This is a genomic window from Bradyrhizobium sp. dw_411 (assembly GCF_018449695.1).
Lineage (GTDB): Bacteria > Pseudomonadota > Alphaproteobacteria > Rhizobiales > Xanthobacteraceae > Bradyrhizobium.
The window spans coordinates 505,317-518,405 of sequence record NZ_JAAVUY010000002.1 but is presented as its reverse complement, the minus strand read 5'-3'; the positions used below and the strand labels follow the sequence as shown (position 1 = coordinate 518,405).

Annotated in this window: 11 protein-coding genes; 4 read left to right on the top strand and 7 right to left on the bottom strand. The window is 61.6% G+C overall.

Annotation, left to right across the window (positions count from 1 at the left end; genetic code table 11):
* Window positions 1-11: 11 nt before the first annotated feature.
* The 3 genes from HB676_RS04945 to HB676_RS04935 are packed head-to-tail and all read left to right on the top strand — an operon-like array spanning window position 12 to window position 3,402.
* A complete protein-coding gene (locus HB676_RS04945) occupies window positions 12-1,523 on the top strand; it encodes an ABC transporter substrate-binding protein (protein WP_213736547.1) in 1,512 nt (503 codons plus the stop codon).
* Window positions 1,524-1,569: 46 nt separating this feature from the next.
* Window positions 1,570-2,511 (top strand): ABC transporter permease, encoded by a 942-nt coding sequence (locus HB676_RS04940; RefSeq protein WP_213736546.1) that lies wholly within the window; start codon window positions 1,570-1,572, stop codon window positions 2,509-2,511.
* A 3-nt stretch (window positions 2,512-2,514) separates the two neighbouring features.
* Window positions 2,515-3,402: an ABC transporter permease gene (locus tag HB676_RS04935; RefSeq protein WP_213736545.1), complete on the top strand. Its 888-nt coding sequence runs from the start codon at window positions 2,515-2,517 to the stop codon at window positions 3,400-3,402.
* A gap of 7 nt (window positions 3,403-3,409) precedes the next feature.
* On the opposite strand, the gene HB676_RS04930 is transcribed toward HB676_RS04935, so the two are convergent.
* The 6 genes from HB676_RS04930 to HB676_RS04905 form a co-directional block, all read right to left on the bottom strand.
* The gene (locus HB676_RS04930; RefSeq protein WP_213736544.1) at window positions 3,410-4,153 is read right to left on the bottom strand and encodes a hypothetical protein; all 744 of its coding nucleotides are present in this window, start codon (window positions 4,151-4,153) and stop codon (window positions 3,410-3,412) included.
* A gap of 237 nt (window positions 4,154-4,390) precedes the next feature.
* A complete protein-coding gene (locus tag HB676_RS04925) occupies window positions 4,391-7,486 on the bottom strand; it encodes a multidrug efflux RND transporter permease subunit (protein WP_213736543.1) in 3,096 nt (1,031 codons plus the stop codon).
* A 111-nt stretch (window positions 7,487-7,597) separates the two neighbouring features.
* The gene (locus HB676_RS04920; protein ID WP_213736542.1) at window positions 7,598-8,791 is read right to left on the bottom strand and encodes an efflux RND transporter periplasmic adaptor subunit; all 1,194 of its coding nucleotides are present in this window, start codon (window positions 8,789-8,791) and stop codon (window positions 7,598-7,600) included.
* A 1-nt stretch (window position 8,792) separates the two neighbouring features.
* On the bottom strand, window positions 8,793-9,494 hold the full coding sequence (locus HB676_RS04915) for a TetR/AcrR family transcriptional regulator (RefSeq protein WP_213736541.1): 702 nt from the start codon (window positions 9,492-9,494) through the stop codon (window positions 8,793-8,795).
* A gap of 82 nt (window positions 9,495-9,576) precedes the next feature.
* A complete protein-coding gene (locus HB676_RS04910; protein ID WP_213736540.1) occupies window positions 9,577-10,167 on the bottom strand; it encodes a thiamine pyrophosphate-dependent enzyme in 591 nt (196 codons plus the stop codon).
* On the bottom strand, window positions 10,164-10,721 hold the full coding sequence (locus tag HB676_RS04905) for a thiamine pyrophosphate-binding protein (RefSeq protein ID WP_213736539.1): 558 nt from the start codon (window positions 10,719-10,721) through the stop codon (window positions 10,164-10,166). The genes HB676_RS04910 and HB676_RS04905 overlap by 4 nt, the downstream gene beginning before the upstream one ends.
* A 122-nt stretch (window positions 10,722-10,843) precedes the next feature.
* On the opposite strand from HB676_RS04905, the gene HB676_RS04900 reads away from it, so the two are divergent.
* Window positions 10,844-12,064: a cytochrome P450 gene (locus tag HB676_RS04900; RefSeq protein WP_213736538.1), complete on the top strand. Its 1,221-nt coding sequence runs from the start codon at window positions 10,844-10,846 to the stop codon at window positions 12,062-12,064.
* Here HB676_RS04900 and HB676_RS04895 read toward each other — a convergent pair whose 3' ends face one another.
* Window positions 12,065-12,898 (bottom strand): sulfite exporter TauE/SafE family protein, encoded by an 834-nt coding sequence (locus HB676_RS04895; protein WP_213736537.1) that lies wholly within the window; start codon window positions 12,896-12,898, stop codon window positions 12,065-12,067.
* Window positions 12,899-13,089 lie beyond the last annotated feature (191 nt).

Here is a 13,089-nt window from a genome sequence, read left to right as displayed (position 1 = left end):
GGATTAGTCCAATGAAAGTCTTGCGCTCGGCAGCATTGGCAGCGGCGGCGTTGCTCTCGCTCGCGACGGGCGTTCATGCCCAAACGACCCTGCGCATCGGCGTTGCCGAAGATCCTGACATGCTCGATCCCTCGCTCGGGCGCACCTATGTGGGACGCATCGTGTTTGCGGCGTTTTGCGACAAGCTGTTCGACATCGACGAAAAACTCAACATCGTGCCCCAGCTTGCGCTGTCCCATGAGACATCAGCCGACGGCAAGGAAATGACGATCAAGCTGCGGCCGGGCGTGAAATTCCACGACGGCGAACCGCTCGACGCCGAGGCTGCGAAATTCTCGCTGGAACGCCACCTGACCATGCCGACCTCGTTCCGCAAACCGGAACTGGCCGCGCTCGACCATGTCGATGTCGTCGATCCCCTGACCATCAAGCTTGTCTTGAAGACCCCCTACTCGCCGCTGATCGCGCAGCTCACCGATCGCGCCGGCATGATGGTCTCGCCCAAAGCCGTAAAGGAAGCCGGCGACAAGTTCGGACTGCATCCGGTGTGTGCCGGGCCCTACAAGTTCGTCGAACGCGTGCAGCAGGACCGCATGGTGTTCGAGAAGTTCGCGGATTACTGGGACAAGGACAACGTCTTCATCGACCGCGTGGTGTTCCTGCCCGTCGTCGACGCCACCGTGCGGCTCGCCAATCTCAAATCCGGCGGGCTCGATTTGATCGAGCGCGTGCTGGCGACCGATATCCCCGATGTGCGCGCCGATTCCCGGCTGGTGCTCTCCACCATGCCCGAACTCGGCTATCTCGGCCTCACCATCAACACCGACAACGACAAGAAAAAGGGCGCGCTCAGCCAATCGGCAAAAGTCCGTCAGGCGCTCGACTGGTCGATCGACCGCGAAGCCCTCAACCAGGTCGTATTCAATGGGGAATTCACCGTCGGCAATCAGTGGGTCAGCCCGAGCCATCCTTACTATCAGCAGGCGTTTCCAGTCCAAAAGCGCGATATCGCCAAAGCCAAGGCGCTCTTGAAGGAAGCCGGTGTCACCTTGCCCGTCAGCATCGACTACATGGTGCCGAAAGGCACGGAATATGAAGCCGTCGCCCAGGTGATCCAGTCGATGGCAGCGGAGGCGGGCATTGATCTTAAACTCCGAGTCGTCGAATTCGCGACGACGTTCAAGCAGGCCCAGGCCGGTGAATTCCAGATCTTCCAGATCAACTGGAGCGGCCGGATCGATCCCGACGGCAATTCCTACGTCTTCCTGCACACCAAGGCGCCGCAAAACGACGGTGGCTATTCCAACCCGGAGGTCGACAAAGCGTTCGAGGACGCACGCCTCACCTCAGATCCGGCACAACGCAAGACCATCTATGAAAAGATGACCAAGACGATCCTCAACGATGAGCCGATCATCTATCTCTATCACCGCAAGATCCTGATCGCGCACACGACCAAGCTGCAGAATTATCGCGCGATGCCGGACGGATTGGTGCGTGTCGTCGGGTTGAAGCTGAAGTGAGCGTGATCATGCGACGCAGCCTGGCATCTGGGAAAATTGACGCCGCATGCTGAGCTTTCTCGCCAAACGCATTCTGCAACTGATCCCGACGCTGTTCTTTGTGTCGGTGTTGATTTTCTCGCTGCTACAATTGCTGCCCGGCGATCCCGCGCTGGTGATGGCGGGCGAGGAGCGCGACCCCAACGTAATCGCGCAAATCCGCGCACAGTATCATTTGGATCAGCCGCTGCCGGTGCAGTATTTCTACTGGGTCAAGGGTGTGCTGTCCGGCGACTTCGGTGAATCGCTCCGCATCAAGGTGCCGGTGCGCGATCTTATTTCGCAAAAACTGCCGGTGACGCTGCAACTGGCATCGATGGCGATCGTGATCGCCTTCCTGATCGGAATTCCCGCCGGCATCGTATCCGCGGTCAAGAAGGGCACGCTCTGGGACTACGGCGCCAACCTGTTCGCGCTGTGGGGCATTTCGACGCCGAATTTCTGGCTCGGCATCATGCTGATCTTCCTGTTCTCGATCGAGCTCGGCTGGCTGCCGGCATCGGGGTATGTGCCGCTGTCCGAAAACTGGCGCGCAAGTCTCGCCTCCACCATCATGCCCGCCTTCGTGCTCGGCAACGCCATCGCCGCGATCCTGATGCGGCACACGCGTAGTGCGATGCTGCAGGTGCTGGAAAGCGATTATGTCCGCACCGCCCGCGCCAAAGGTCTTTCCGAACGCTCGGTCGTTCTCAAGCATGCGATGCGCAACGCGCTGACGCCGATCATCACGCTCGGCGCGCTCGAACTCGGCACGCTGTTGTCTGGCGCCGTGCTGACCGAGCAGATTTTCTCGATTCCCGGATTCGGCAAGCTGATTGTCGATGCGGTGTTCAACCGCGATTACGCGGTGGTACAGGGCGTCGTGCTGGTGACCGCGACAATCTACATCACACTCAATCTCATTGCCGATATCGCCTATATCCTCGTCAATCCACGGCTGCGGGCCTAGCGCATGACCGACGCCGCGCTGCCCGCCCTTGCTGCTATTCGCCCCGATGAACTGGAAAGCCCGGCACGTCGCGCGCTACGCCGGTTGTTCAAGCGCAAGGGCGCGGTGGTGGGACTGGCCGTGATCGCAACCTTCGTGGTGCTCGCGGTGTTTGCGCCCCTGATCGTGCCCTATGACCCCATTGCAACCAGTTGGACATTGGTGCGCAAGCCCCCAACGGCGCTGCACTGGTTCGGCACCGACGATCTTGGTCGCGATATCCTCAGCCGCGTGGTCTATGGCGCACGTGCTTCGCTGACCGCCGGCGCGATATCGGTCGGCATTGCGCTCGGCGTCGGTGTCCCGTTCGGGTTGCTGTCGGGCTATAGCGGCGGCTTCGTCGATGCGCTGATCAGCCGGATCACCGACGCGATGCTGGCCTGCCCGTTCCTGATCCTCGCGATTGCGCTGGCAGCGTTTCTGGGCCCGAGCCTCGGCAATGCGATGATCGCGATCGGCATCAGCGCCACGCCGATTTTCGTGCGGCTGACCCGCGGCCAGACCATGAGCGTCAAGGTCGAGGATTATGTCGAAGCCGCCCGCGCGATGGGTAATCCGCGCTGGCGCATCGCGCTGTTTCATATCCTGCCGAACATCATGCCGGCCCTGCTGGTACAGGCCACGCTGTCGATTGCCGCGGCGATCATCGCCGAAGCCGCACTGTCGTTCCTGGGCCTGGGGCAGCAGCCGCCCGCGCCGTCCTGGGGCAGCATGCTCAACGCCGCGCAACGCTTCCTGACCAACGCGCCATGGATGGCACTGTGGCCCGGACTCGCGATCTTTCTGGTGGTGCTGTCGTTCAACCTGGTCGGCGACGGCCTGCGCGACGCGCTCGATCCGAGGGAGCGGTGACGGCAAATTAGATTACCGTCTCCCGCGTCACTCTCCGGCAATCCATCTCGTATTCGAGATCGACCACCGGCGGGCGCGCGAAGTGCCAGGTCAGGCCGGAGCGCATGGCGCCACGACTAACCAGTTCTTCCGTCACGACCGGATGGAAATCGTGGACCGTGTAGGCCTGCACGCCGGTCGTATCCTTCCAGCCGAATCCGAATGCCTCCATGCGGCTTTCCATGGCGCGGACAGTAAATCCGACCTTCTCTTTCAATCCATCCGCGCTGAGGTCCCGGTAGCGCACAATCCGCTCGGGATAGCTGCCACTGCCGCCCCGCGCTTCAGCCCCGCCTGCAATGACGAAAGCCGGTGTGATGGCAGCACTCGGGCGGGTGAAAGAGAACGCGTAAAACGACGGCTCGGCGGGCGGATCGATTTCGGGACAGACATTGCTGCGCGCCACCGGATTGACGGAGCCGTCGAACAGCCCCCACTCCGCGAGCGTCTTCACATAATGCTGGTTGAAAGCGAGAAACCCGGCCTCGGTGAACGCCGCCGGCGAACGCAATTCACAGTCGCAGAACGACGTCAGCGGCCGTCCGGCACCGCGGATATAGTCCGCCACCTTCGCAAACCCTTCGGCCAAAGGCAGCCAGCGCTCGAACCGCACGCGCTCGATCTCGAAGCCGGGATCGGCCGCCACACCGCTTGAATATTGAAACACCGCCGGGATGAAGCGATAATTGCCGGCCGGAAAATCGCGCGTCATGTCTGGCGTCTCCTGTGAGAGAGCGTCAGTCTAGCTCATTTTCCGCGCCCTTGGCTTCATCCTTCGAGACGCCGCTTCGCGGCTCCTCAGGGATGAGGACTGAGCCAGGATGAGGACCGGTGATCCCTCATGGTGAGGAGGCGCGAAGCGCCGTCTCGAACCATGAGGCCCCAAAAAACGGCCCCGATTCTGATTCAGAATCGGGGCTCGAGCAGCTTGCGAAAAATCAGGCCAGTCTTACGTCGGCTTGAGCGCCGCCTGCCCGTGATCGAACTCCGCGATTTCCTTGGCGCGCTGGGATTCCGCACCGGCCCGGTGATCGGTGGCAATCGCCACATAGACCGCGGGCAGCACGAACAGCGTGAACAACGTCCCGATGGTCATGCCGGAGACGACCACGAGCCCGATCGAGAATCGGCTCGCGGCGCCAGCACCTGATGCGGTGAGCAGCGGCAACAGGCCGGTGACCATGGCCGCGGTGGTCATCAGGATCGGACGAAGCCGGACCCGTGCCGCCATTTCAATGGCGGAGCGGCGATCCAGCCCTTCCTTAAGCTGCAGCTCGTTGGCGAACTCGACCATCAGAATGCCGTGCTTGCTGATCAGGCCGACCAGCGTCAGCAAGCCGACCTGGGTATAGATGTTCATCGTCGCCACGCCGAAGAACAACGGGATCAACGCGCCGACTATCGCCATGGGGACGCTGATCATGATCACCAGCGGATCCCGAAGGCTCTCGAACTGCGCCGCCAGCACCAGGAAGATGATGATGATCGCGAAACCGAAGGTCACTGCGAGCTGATTACCCTCCTGCACATATTGCCGGGAGTCGGCGAGATAATCGTGGCTGAAACCGGCCGGCAGCTTTTTCGCTTCACCCTCGAGGAAGTCCACCGCCTGCCCGACGGTCACGCCGGGCATCGGCACCGCCTGGAAGGTCGCGGAGTTCAACTGGTTGTAATGGGTCAACGCATTCGGATCGGTTGCCGTCTCAATCGCGACCACGGTCGAGAGCGGCACCTGCTGGCCGGTCGAGGTCGGCACATAATATTTGCCGAGCGCCTCCGGCGACAGCCGGTCCTCGCGCGGCACCTGCGGAATGACCTGGTAGGAACGGCCTTCAAGATTGAACCGGTTCACATAGTTGCCGCCGAGCAGCGTCGCCAATGTATTACCGACGCTCTGCATGGTGATGCCGAGATCGCTAGCCTTCGAGCGGTCAACCTTGACCCGCACCACCGGCTGGTTGAAATCGAGATCGCTGTCGGAGACGATGAACAACCCGCTCTTGCGCGCGGCGTCCTTCAGCTTGACCATCTGCTCATAGACCGCCTGGAAGCCATTGGTCGAATTGATCACCATCTGCACCGGCAAGCCGCCGGGACCGCCCGGCAAGGGCGGCAGGTTGAACGCGAAGGCGCTGACGCCCTCGATCTTGCTCAACTCGGCCTGCACCAGCGGCTTCAGCTTGATCGATGAACGCGTCCGCTCGTCCCACGGCTTGAGCAACATGCCTGCAATTCCGCTCTGCGGCCCGTTGATGCCGTTGAGGACGAACCGCAGATCGGTTTCGGGAAACTTGGCAAACGATTTGTCGAGCTTCTCGCCGTAAAAATCCGCATAGTCGATGTTGGCGTATTTGGGCGCCTTGGTCACCGCGAACACGATGCCCTGATCTTCTTCGGGCGCGAGTTCCTTTGCGGTGTGCAGATAGAGAAAGCCCACCAATCCCAGCATCGTCAAAGCGAACAGCCCGGTGATGGGCCGATAGTCGAGCGACCGGTCGAGCTGACGGCCGTACCAACGCGTCATCGCGCCGAACACCCTGTTCACGGCCTTGGCGAAACGCCCTTCTTCGGCGCTTTTGAGGAACACCGAGCACATCATCGGCGAGAGCGTCAGCGCGATCACGCCGGACACGATCACCGAGCCCGCCAGCGTGAAGGCGAATTCGCGGAACAATGAGCCGGTCAATCCGCCGAGGAATCCGATCGGCGCGTACACCGCGGCGAGCGTGATGGTCATCGCTATGACAGGACCGACGATCTCGCGCGCGCCCTGCATGGCCGCCTGCACCGGTGGTTTGCCCTCCTCCAGATGCCGGTGGATGTTTTCAACCACCACGATGGCGTCGTCGACCACCAGACCGATCGCCAGCACCATCGCCAGCAAGGTCAGCAGGTTGAAACTGAATCCTGCCGCCAGCATCAGGCTGCAGACGCCGATCAGCGACAGCGGAATCGTCACTACCGGGATCAGCACCGAGCGGAACGACGCCAGGAACAGGAAGATCACGACCACCACGATGATGACGGCTTCACCCAGCGTCTTCTCGACTTCGTCGATCGACGATTGAATGAATTTGGTGGAGTCATACGCCACCTTCATCTTCATCGAGGGCGGCAGGTTACGCTCCAGCTCCGGGAACAGCTTGCGCACGCCTTCGACCAGCGTCAGCGGATTGCCTTGCGGGGTCGCCTGAACGCCGATGAAGATCGCATGCTCGCCGTTGAAGGCAACGCTGGCGTCGGTGCTCTGCGCCGCAAGCTCGACGGTGGCGATATCCTCGATTCGGACGAAGCCGCCGTCCTTGGACTTGACGATCATGCGCTTGAATTGATCGAGATTCTGCAGATCGGTGTTGGCCGACACGTTGGAGACGATGAAGAAGCCCTTGGACTGACCGGCGGCGGCCTGGAAATTGTTGGCGGCAATCGCAGCGGCGACGTCGGTCGGCGAAACATTGCGGCCGGCCATGCGGACCGGGTCGAGCCACAGCCGCATCGCAAAAGTCTGGCCGCCCAGAATATCGGCGGAGGCGACGCCATCGACGGTCGACAGCACCGGCTGAACCACGCGCGTCAGATAGTCCGAGATCGCCGAGCCCGACAGCACCTGGCTCGAGAAGCCGAGATACATGACAGCCGTCGTTTGGCCGGTCGTCTTGGTCACGACCGGATCGTTCGACTCTTTCGGGATTAGATATTTGACCGAGTTCACCTTGGCGAGAACTTCGGTCAGTGCCTGGTTCGGATCAAAGTTCAGCTTGATGTAGACCTGGATGGTGCTGGTGCCGAGCACCGACGACGAGGTCATGTAGTCGACACCCTCGGCGGACGCGACGGCCTGCTCGATCGGCGTGGTGATGAAGCCCTGAATCAGATCGGGCGACGCCCCGGGATACGAGGTGGTGACGTTGACCACCGTGTTCGACAGCTTCGGATATTGCCGAACCCCCATGCTGGTCGCGGCACGAAAGCCGATCAGCAGAATCAGCAGGCTGACGACCAAAGCCAACACAGGCCGCTTGATGAAAATATCGGTCCAGGCCATCGCGATGCGCTCCGTTAGATCAGGATCCGATCAAATCGGATCGCGATCTCATCTTCTGTGTTTGATCGTGATCTGCGGAGCAAACGCTGCGCGTTTGCCCCATCATGTTTTTTAGTAACGCGGCGGAGTCGCCGGGATCGGCGGCGTCGGATCGGGTGAAATCGCCACCGCGGCTCCCGATTGCAGCTTGATCTGGCCCACCGCGACCACGCGATCGCCGGGTTTCACCCCGCTCAGAATCTCGACCCGTCCGCCGACCCGGTTGCCGGTCACCACGAAGGTGCGCACCACAACGAGGCTGGTCTTGCCGTCATCCGCCTTCTTCTCGGTGACGAGGAAAACCGCGTCGCCGTAAAGTGTGTAATCGACCGCTGTTTCAGGCACGGTGACGACCGCCGGCTTTTCTGGCAGCACCACCGTCGTGGTCGTGAACATGCCGGGCTTGAGAATATGTTCGGGATTCTCGATCGTGGCCTGCACGCGGATGTTACGCGTATCGGTGGCGATCTGCGGCTCGATCGCGGTGATCTTGCCCTCAAAATTCCGGTCGCGATAGGCATCGACCACGATACGCACGGTCTGTCCGACCTTGAGTGCCGCGCTGTCCTTTTCCGTGACGGTAAAGTTGGCATACAGCGTCGACAAATCGGTCAACGACACGATCTGCGTGCCGGCAGTCAGATACTGACCGACCTCGACGTGACGAACACCGAGTTCGCCGTCGAACGGCGCACGCACCAGCTTCTGCGAAATGATTGCCTCGGTCTTGGCGATACCCGCGCTGGCCTGGTCATACGTCGCCTGCGCGGCGTCGACCGTCGACTGCGGGCCGAACTGGCGTGCCGCCAACTGCTTGGCGCGGTCGAGCGCCAGTTGCGCACCGATGGCCTGTGCCTTGAAGCTTGCGAGATCGCCCTGATCCGGCGCGTCGAACAACTGCACCAGTGGGCTTCCGGCCTTCACCGTGGCACCCGCGGTAAACATGATGTCGGTGATGCGTCCGCTGACGTCAGGGGTGACATTCACCTGATGCACCGCCGCGAGATCGCCGACCGCCGTCAACAGATTCGGAATGACTTCCGATTTGGCATCGGCCACCGTGACCGGTGTCGGCGGCGGCTTGTTGTTGGCGAAGAATTGCGCGATCATTTGGCCGCGGAACGAGTTGAACCAAACGAGGCCGCCCACCAGCAACGCCAGCAGCACGCCGACGACGATGAACCAGCGGATCATCCGAACCGGACGCGCGCGCGGCTTTTCTTGAATCGGCTGACCCGCGATATTGGCTTCGGTCACAATGTTCATATCATGCACTTTCTGCAATGACCGGCTGACCCAAAACTTGGGACAGATCGCGGTCCAGATAGGAGGCAATCGCGGCTTCGTTAACTCCAACGCCGCGTAGAATAAATTCACACACTTGCCGCTCCAGATCGGGAGCATTGGCATAAGACAGGCATGGCACCGACGGCAGCCGCGTCAGTGCGGCCATCAGCACGGTGTGATGCGCAAACCAAAACAGATTCAGCGGTTCGCGTCCCACCCGCGACGCATCGCCCGCCGCGACGGCGCGTTCCAGTGACGCGGTGAACACGGGTCCGATCAGATTTCCGATCTTCTCATAGAGCAGTCGCGCGAATTCGCCGTCATCCAGATGGCTGGTCATCATCAGCCGCAGGCGCTGGGCTTCCTGCTGATCGGGCGCGTCTGACATCTGCAGGAAGTGGCGGACCATGCCGCGGATCAGCACCACCAGCGTCTCGGTCGAGGGGTCCAATCCCAGCAACCTGTGCAGCGCCGGGTCCGCCTCGCAGGCTTCGGCGAGGATTTCGGCATAGAGCGCCGCTTTCGACGGGAAATGCTTGAACAGCAACCCCTCCGAAATCGCCGCGGCGGCCGCGACACTCTTGGTCGTGGTCCCCGCAAAGCCGCTGCGGGCAAAACAACGCTTCGCCGCGCCCAAAATCAGTTGGCGCCGCAAATCACTGGTCATTCGCAGGGTGCTCATGCTCGTGAGTAAGCACTCACCTTCGGAAAATGTCAAGAATCTGCTGCAACGCACCAAGTTCCGTCGGTTCTAAATTGTGGCTTTAAATGGGGCCGAATCCGAGCGCGCCTCGGATCCGGGTCACGATGAAGCTGCCGTCGCGGCTGGCCAGCACCCGCTCTAGATTGGCGCTGTCGATCTTGATGCTGACAAAGCGCGGCCCACCGGAGACGTCCTGCATCGATGGCTTGAAAGCCTCGACCTCGGCCATGGTCGAGATGGACCGGGCGTCGGCTATGCCGCAGGCGCGGGCGACGCCGATCAGATCCACATTCCCCGCAGTATGGCTCGCCTGCCCGCCGGTTTCGCCATAGACCTCATTGTCGAGCACAATGATGGTGAGATTTCCGGGCTTTTGCAGGCCGACAGTCGCCAGACTGCCCATCCCCATCAGCATCTCGCCGTCGCCGGTGATGACCACGACCGGCAGTTGGGGCTGCGCCAGCGCGACCCCGAGCCCGATCATGACCGCGCCGCCCATGGCGCCCCACAGATAGAAATTGCGATCGTGATCGCCGGCGGCGGCGATATCGTAGGTCGAGGCACCCAGGCCGCCGACCACGATGGCTCCCTTGCGATCCGACAGCAATTGCGTGACGACATCCCGCCGTCCAAGAAGGTTTGCTTTGCTCATTTGGTGAAAACCTTGGCGCCGATCAGGCGCTGCGACAACAGAACCGCGGTGGGCGTGCAGGCATTGTAGGCCTGCCCGGCCGCCGCCTCGACCACCTCGCGCACTTCCCCGGCGTGGGACGCCCGTAACACCTTGATACCCGACAATTCGAAGACGCCGGCCGTGCTGGAGCCCATCGGGACCTGCCAGGGATTGAATTCGCCCCACTCGCCGCGCATCGTCACCAGTGTCAGGAACGGGAGGCGGAATATTTGAGCGAGCGAGAACATGTTCACGCAGTTGCCGACGCCGCTCGACTGCATCAAGAGCACGCCGCGCTGGCCACCGGCCCAAGCGCCGGCCAACAGCGCCACGCCTTCCTCCTCGGTCGTCAACGGCACCGCCCGCATCGACGGCGTCGCGAGCACGCGGTCGATCAGTTGCGAGTGCCCGGCATCCGGCACGTAAGGCACCTGGCGGACATCGAAGCGCTGCAAAATCGCGAAAATATCCTCTGGCCAGGAAGGCGTATTATCGGGCGCAGTTTCGGAAGAGGCATCATTACGGGCGTGCATTTTCAATTCCAGTGAATCGGCAAACTTTGTTGCAGTGCATTGCGTTGCGGCGACTGTAGAGGGAGCCGCGCTTTGCGAAAGAGCAAAAACGGCATATCGGTCTCCCCAAAGAGTATGGCAGCATGAATGCAAACGCGCGAGAGCTGGCGGCCGGTTTCGACCTCGAGAAACTGACGGGCGAATTCTATGCCGATCCCTACCCGACCTATCGTGCACTGCGGGAGCATGCGCCGGTCAAGCTGATGCCCAACGGCTCCTATTTCCTGACGCGATATGACGACCTCGTCAGCGCCTACAAGAACACCAGGCTTTTCAGTTCCGACAAGAAAAAGGAATTCGCGCCGAAATACGGCGCCTCATTGCTCTACGAGCATCACACCACCAGTCTCGTCTTCAACGATCCTCCCGCGCATACCCGCGTGCGGCGCTTGATCATGGGCGCGCTGTCGCCGCGCGCGATCGCGCAGATGGAGCCTGATCTCGTCGCGCTGGTGGATCGGCTGCTCGACGCCATCACCCTCAAAGGCAATTTCGAGCTGATCGAGGATTTTGCTTCCGCGATCCCGGTTCAGGTGATCGGCAATCTCCTGGACGTACCGCTGGAGGAGCGCGAGCCGCTGCGCGACTGGTCGCTGGCCATTCTGGGCGCGCTTGAGCCGGTGATATCGCCCGAGGTGTTTGCGCGCGGCAACGCAGCGGTAAAGGAATTTCTCGCCTATCTGGAAATACTGGTCGAGCGGCGGCGGGCGAAACCCGGCAATCCCGAACGCGACGTGCTGACGCGCCTCATTCAAGGCGAGGACAATGGCGAGCGCCTGACATCCAAGGAATTGCTGCACAATTGCATCTTCCTGCTCAATGCCGGCCATGAGACCACCACCAATCTGATCGGCAACGGACTGGTGGCGCTGTCGGACTATCCGGCGCAGAAGCAACGGCTGCTTGAGCAGCCTGATCTGATCAAAACTGCGGTCGAGGAGTTTCTGCGGTTCGAGAGCTCTAACCAGCTCGGCAACCGCATGACGACGGAGCGCGTCGAACTCGGCGGGGTCACGATGGAAGCCGGCACGCCGGTGACATTGTGCATTGGGGCTGCGAACCGCGATCCCGCTCAATTCACCGATCCGGAAAATCTCGATATCGGCCGCACGCCGAACCGGCATCTGGCCTTCGGCACCGGCGCGCATCAATGCGCCGGGATGGCGCTGGCGCGGCTGGAAGGCTCGATCGCGATTTCAAGATTTCTGACGCGGTTTCCACGCTACGCGCTCAACGGCACGCCGGTGCGCGGCGGACGGGTTCGCTTCCGGGGATTTCTGCGTGTGCCGTGTAGCGTCAATTAATTACTGGGCTGCAGCGCTCGGTAAAAAAGCCGCGAGGATCGAGGACGACGAATGCAGCTCATGGGATGCAAGGTTGCCGGCCACCACGATCAGCGTTACCGCCAGCACCACACGTAACGCCGGTTCCGGCACCCGATGCGCCAGATAGCTGCCGAGGATGATGCCGGGTAACGAGCCCACCAGCAGCACGCCCATCAGGCCCCAGTCGATCTCGCCGGTCGCCCAATGTCCGATCCCCGCCACCAGCGTCAACGGCACCGCATGCGCGATGTCGGAGGCGACGATGCGCGGCATCGGGAGTTGCGGATAAAGCAACAACAATGCGGTGACGCCGACGGCGCCGGCTCCCACCGAGGAAATCGAAACCAGCACGCCAAGTATGGCGCCGACCAGCACAGTCGCGCGGGCGATGGTCGTTGGATTGACCTGTTCCGGAGGCCAGGGATGGCGCTGCATGATGGCCTTGCGGAAGATCAACGACGCCGCGGTGAGACAGAGTGCAAAGGACAGCACCAGATTGACCAGGCTGCGCGAGGTTTCGCCGTTGAGATCAAGTCGCCAGAGAACGACGAGCGTCACGATGCTGGCCGGAATGCTGCCGCTCGCGAGCCGGACCACCGCCGGCCAGTGGATGCTCTTTTTCCAACTATGCGCGAGGCTACCGACGGTCTTGGTGGTGGCGGCATAAAGCAGATCGGTGCCGACGGCCGTCGCCGGGTGGATACCGAACAACAAAATCAGCAACGGCGTCATCAGCGAGCCGCCGCCGACGCCGGTCATGCCAACCAGCAGGCCGACACCAAAGCCGGAAGCTACATAAAGGGGATCGATCATCAGCGGTTACGGATTCCCGGTTCCCATTCGCCGACGTCACGCGGCACAACCCTGACGATACGGCAGCCGGATCGCAGAACCGAGCCACCAACGTGTACACCGGCGCCGGCCATGACGACCGTCTAAAACGAAAAAGAACGCTTATGCCCCTGCCGGGGGATTGGCAGTGCGCTTCATCCAATCCGGCGACT

What these genes read in the sequence shown, in the direction of transcription:
- HB676_RS04895 (WP_213736537.1), bottom strand. Translation starts at nt 12,898, where the DNA reads ATGATCGATCCCCTTTATGTAGCTTCCGGCTTTGGTGTCGGCCTGCTG.
- HB676_RS04900 (WP_213736538.1), top strand. Translation starts at nt 10,844, where the DNA reads ATGAATGCAAACGCGCGAGAGCTGGCGGCCGGTTTCGACCTCGAGAAA.
- HB676_RS04925 (WP_213736543.1), bottom strand. Translation starts at nt 7,486, where the DNA reads ATGGCCTGGACCGATATTTTCATCAAGCGGCCTGTGTTGGCTTTGGTC.
- HB676_RS04940 (WP_213736546.1), top strand. Translation starts at nt 1,570, where the DNA reads ATGCTGAGCTTTCTCGCCAAACGCATTCTGCAACTGATCCCGACGCTG.
- HB676_RS04910 (WP_213736540.1), bottom strand. Translation starts at nt 10,167, where the DNA reads ATGAGCAAAGCAAACCTTCTTGGACGGCGGGATGTCGTCACGCAATTG.
- HB676_RS04920 (WP_213736542.1), bottom strand. Translation starts at nt 8,791, where the DNA reads ATGAACATTGTGACCGAAGCCAATATCGCGGGTCAGCCGATTCAAGAA.
- HB676_RS04935 (WP_213736545.1), top strand. Translation starts at nt 2,515, where the DNA reads ATGACCGACGCCGCGCTGCCCGCCCTTGCTGCTATTCGCCCCGATGAA.
- HB676_RS04945 (WP_213736547.1), top strand. Translation starts at nt 12, where the DNA reads ATGAAAGTCTTGCGCTCGGCAGCATTGGCAGCGGCGGCGTTGCTCTCG.
- HB676_RS04915 (WP_213736541.1), bottom strand. Translation starts at nt 9,494, where the DNA reads ATGAGCACCCTGCGAATGACCAGTGATTTGCGGCGCCAACTGATTTTG.
- HB676_RS04930 (WP_213736544.1), bottom strand. Translation starts at nt 4,153, where the DNA reads ATGACGCGCGATTTTCCGGCCGGCAATTATCGCTTCATCCCGGCGGTG.
- HB676_RS04905 (WP_213736539.1), bottom strand. Translation starts at nt 10,721, where the DNA reads ATGCACGCCCGTAATGATGCCTCTTCCGAAACTGCGCCCGATAATACG.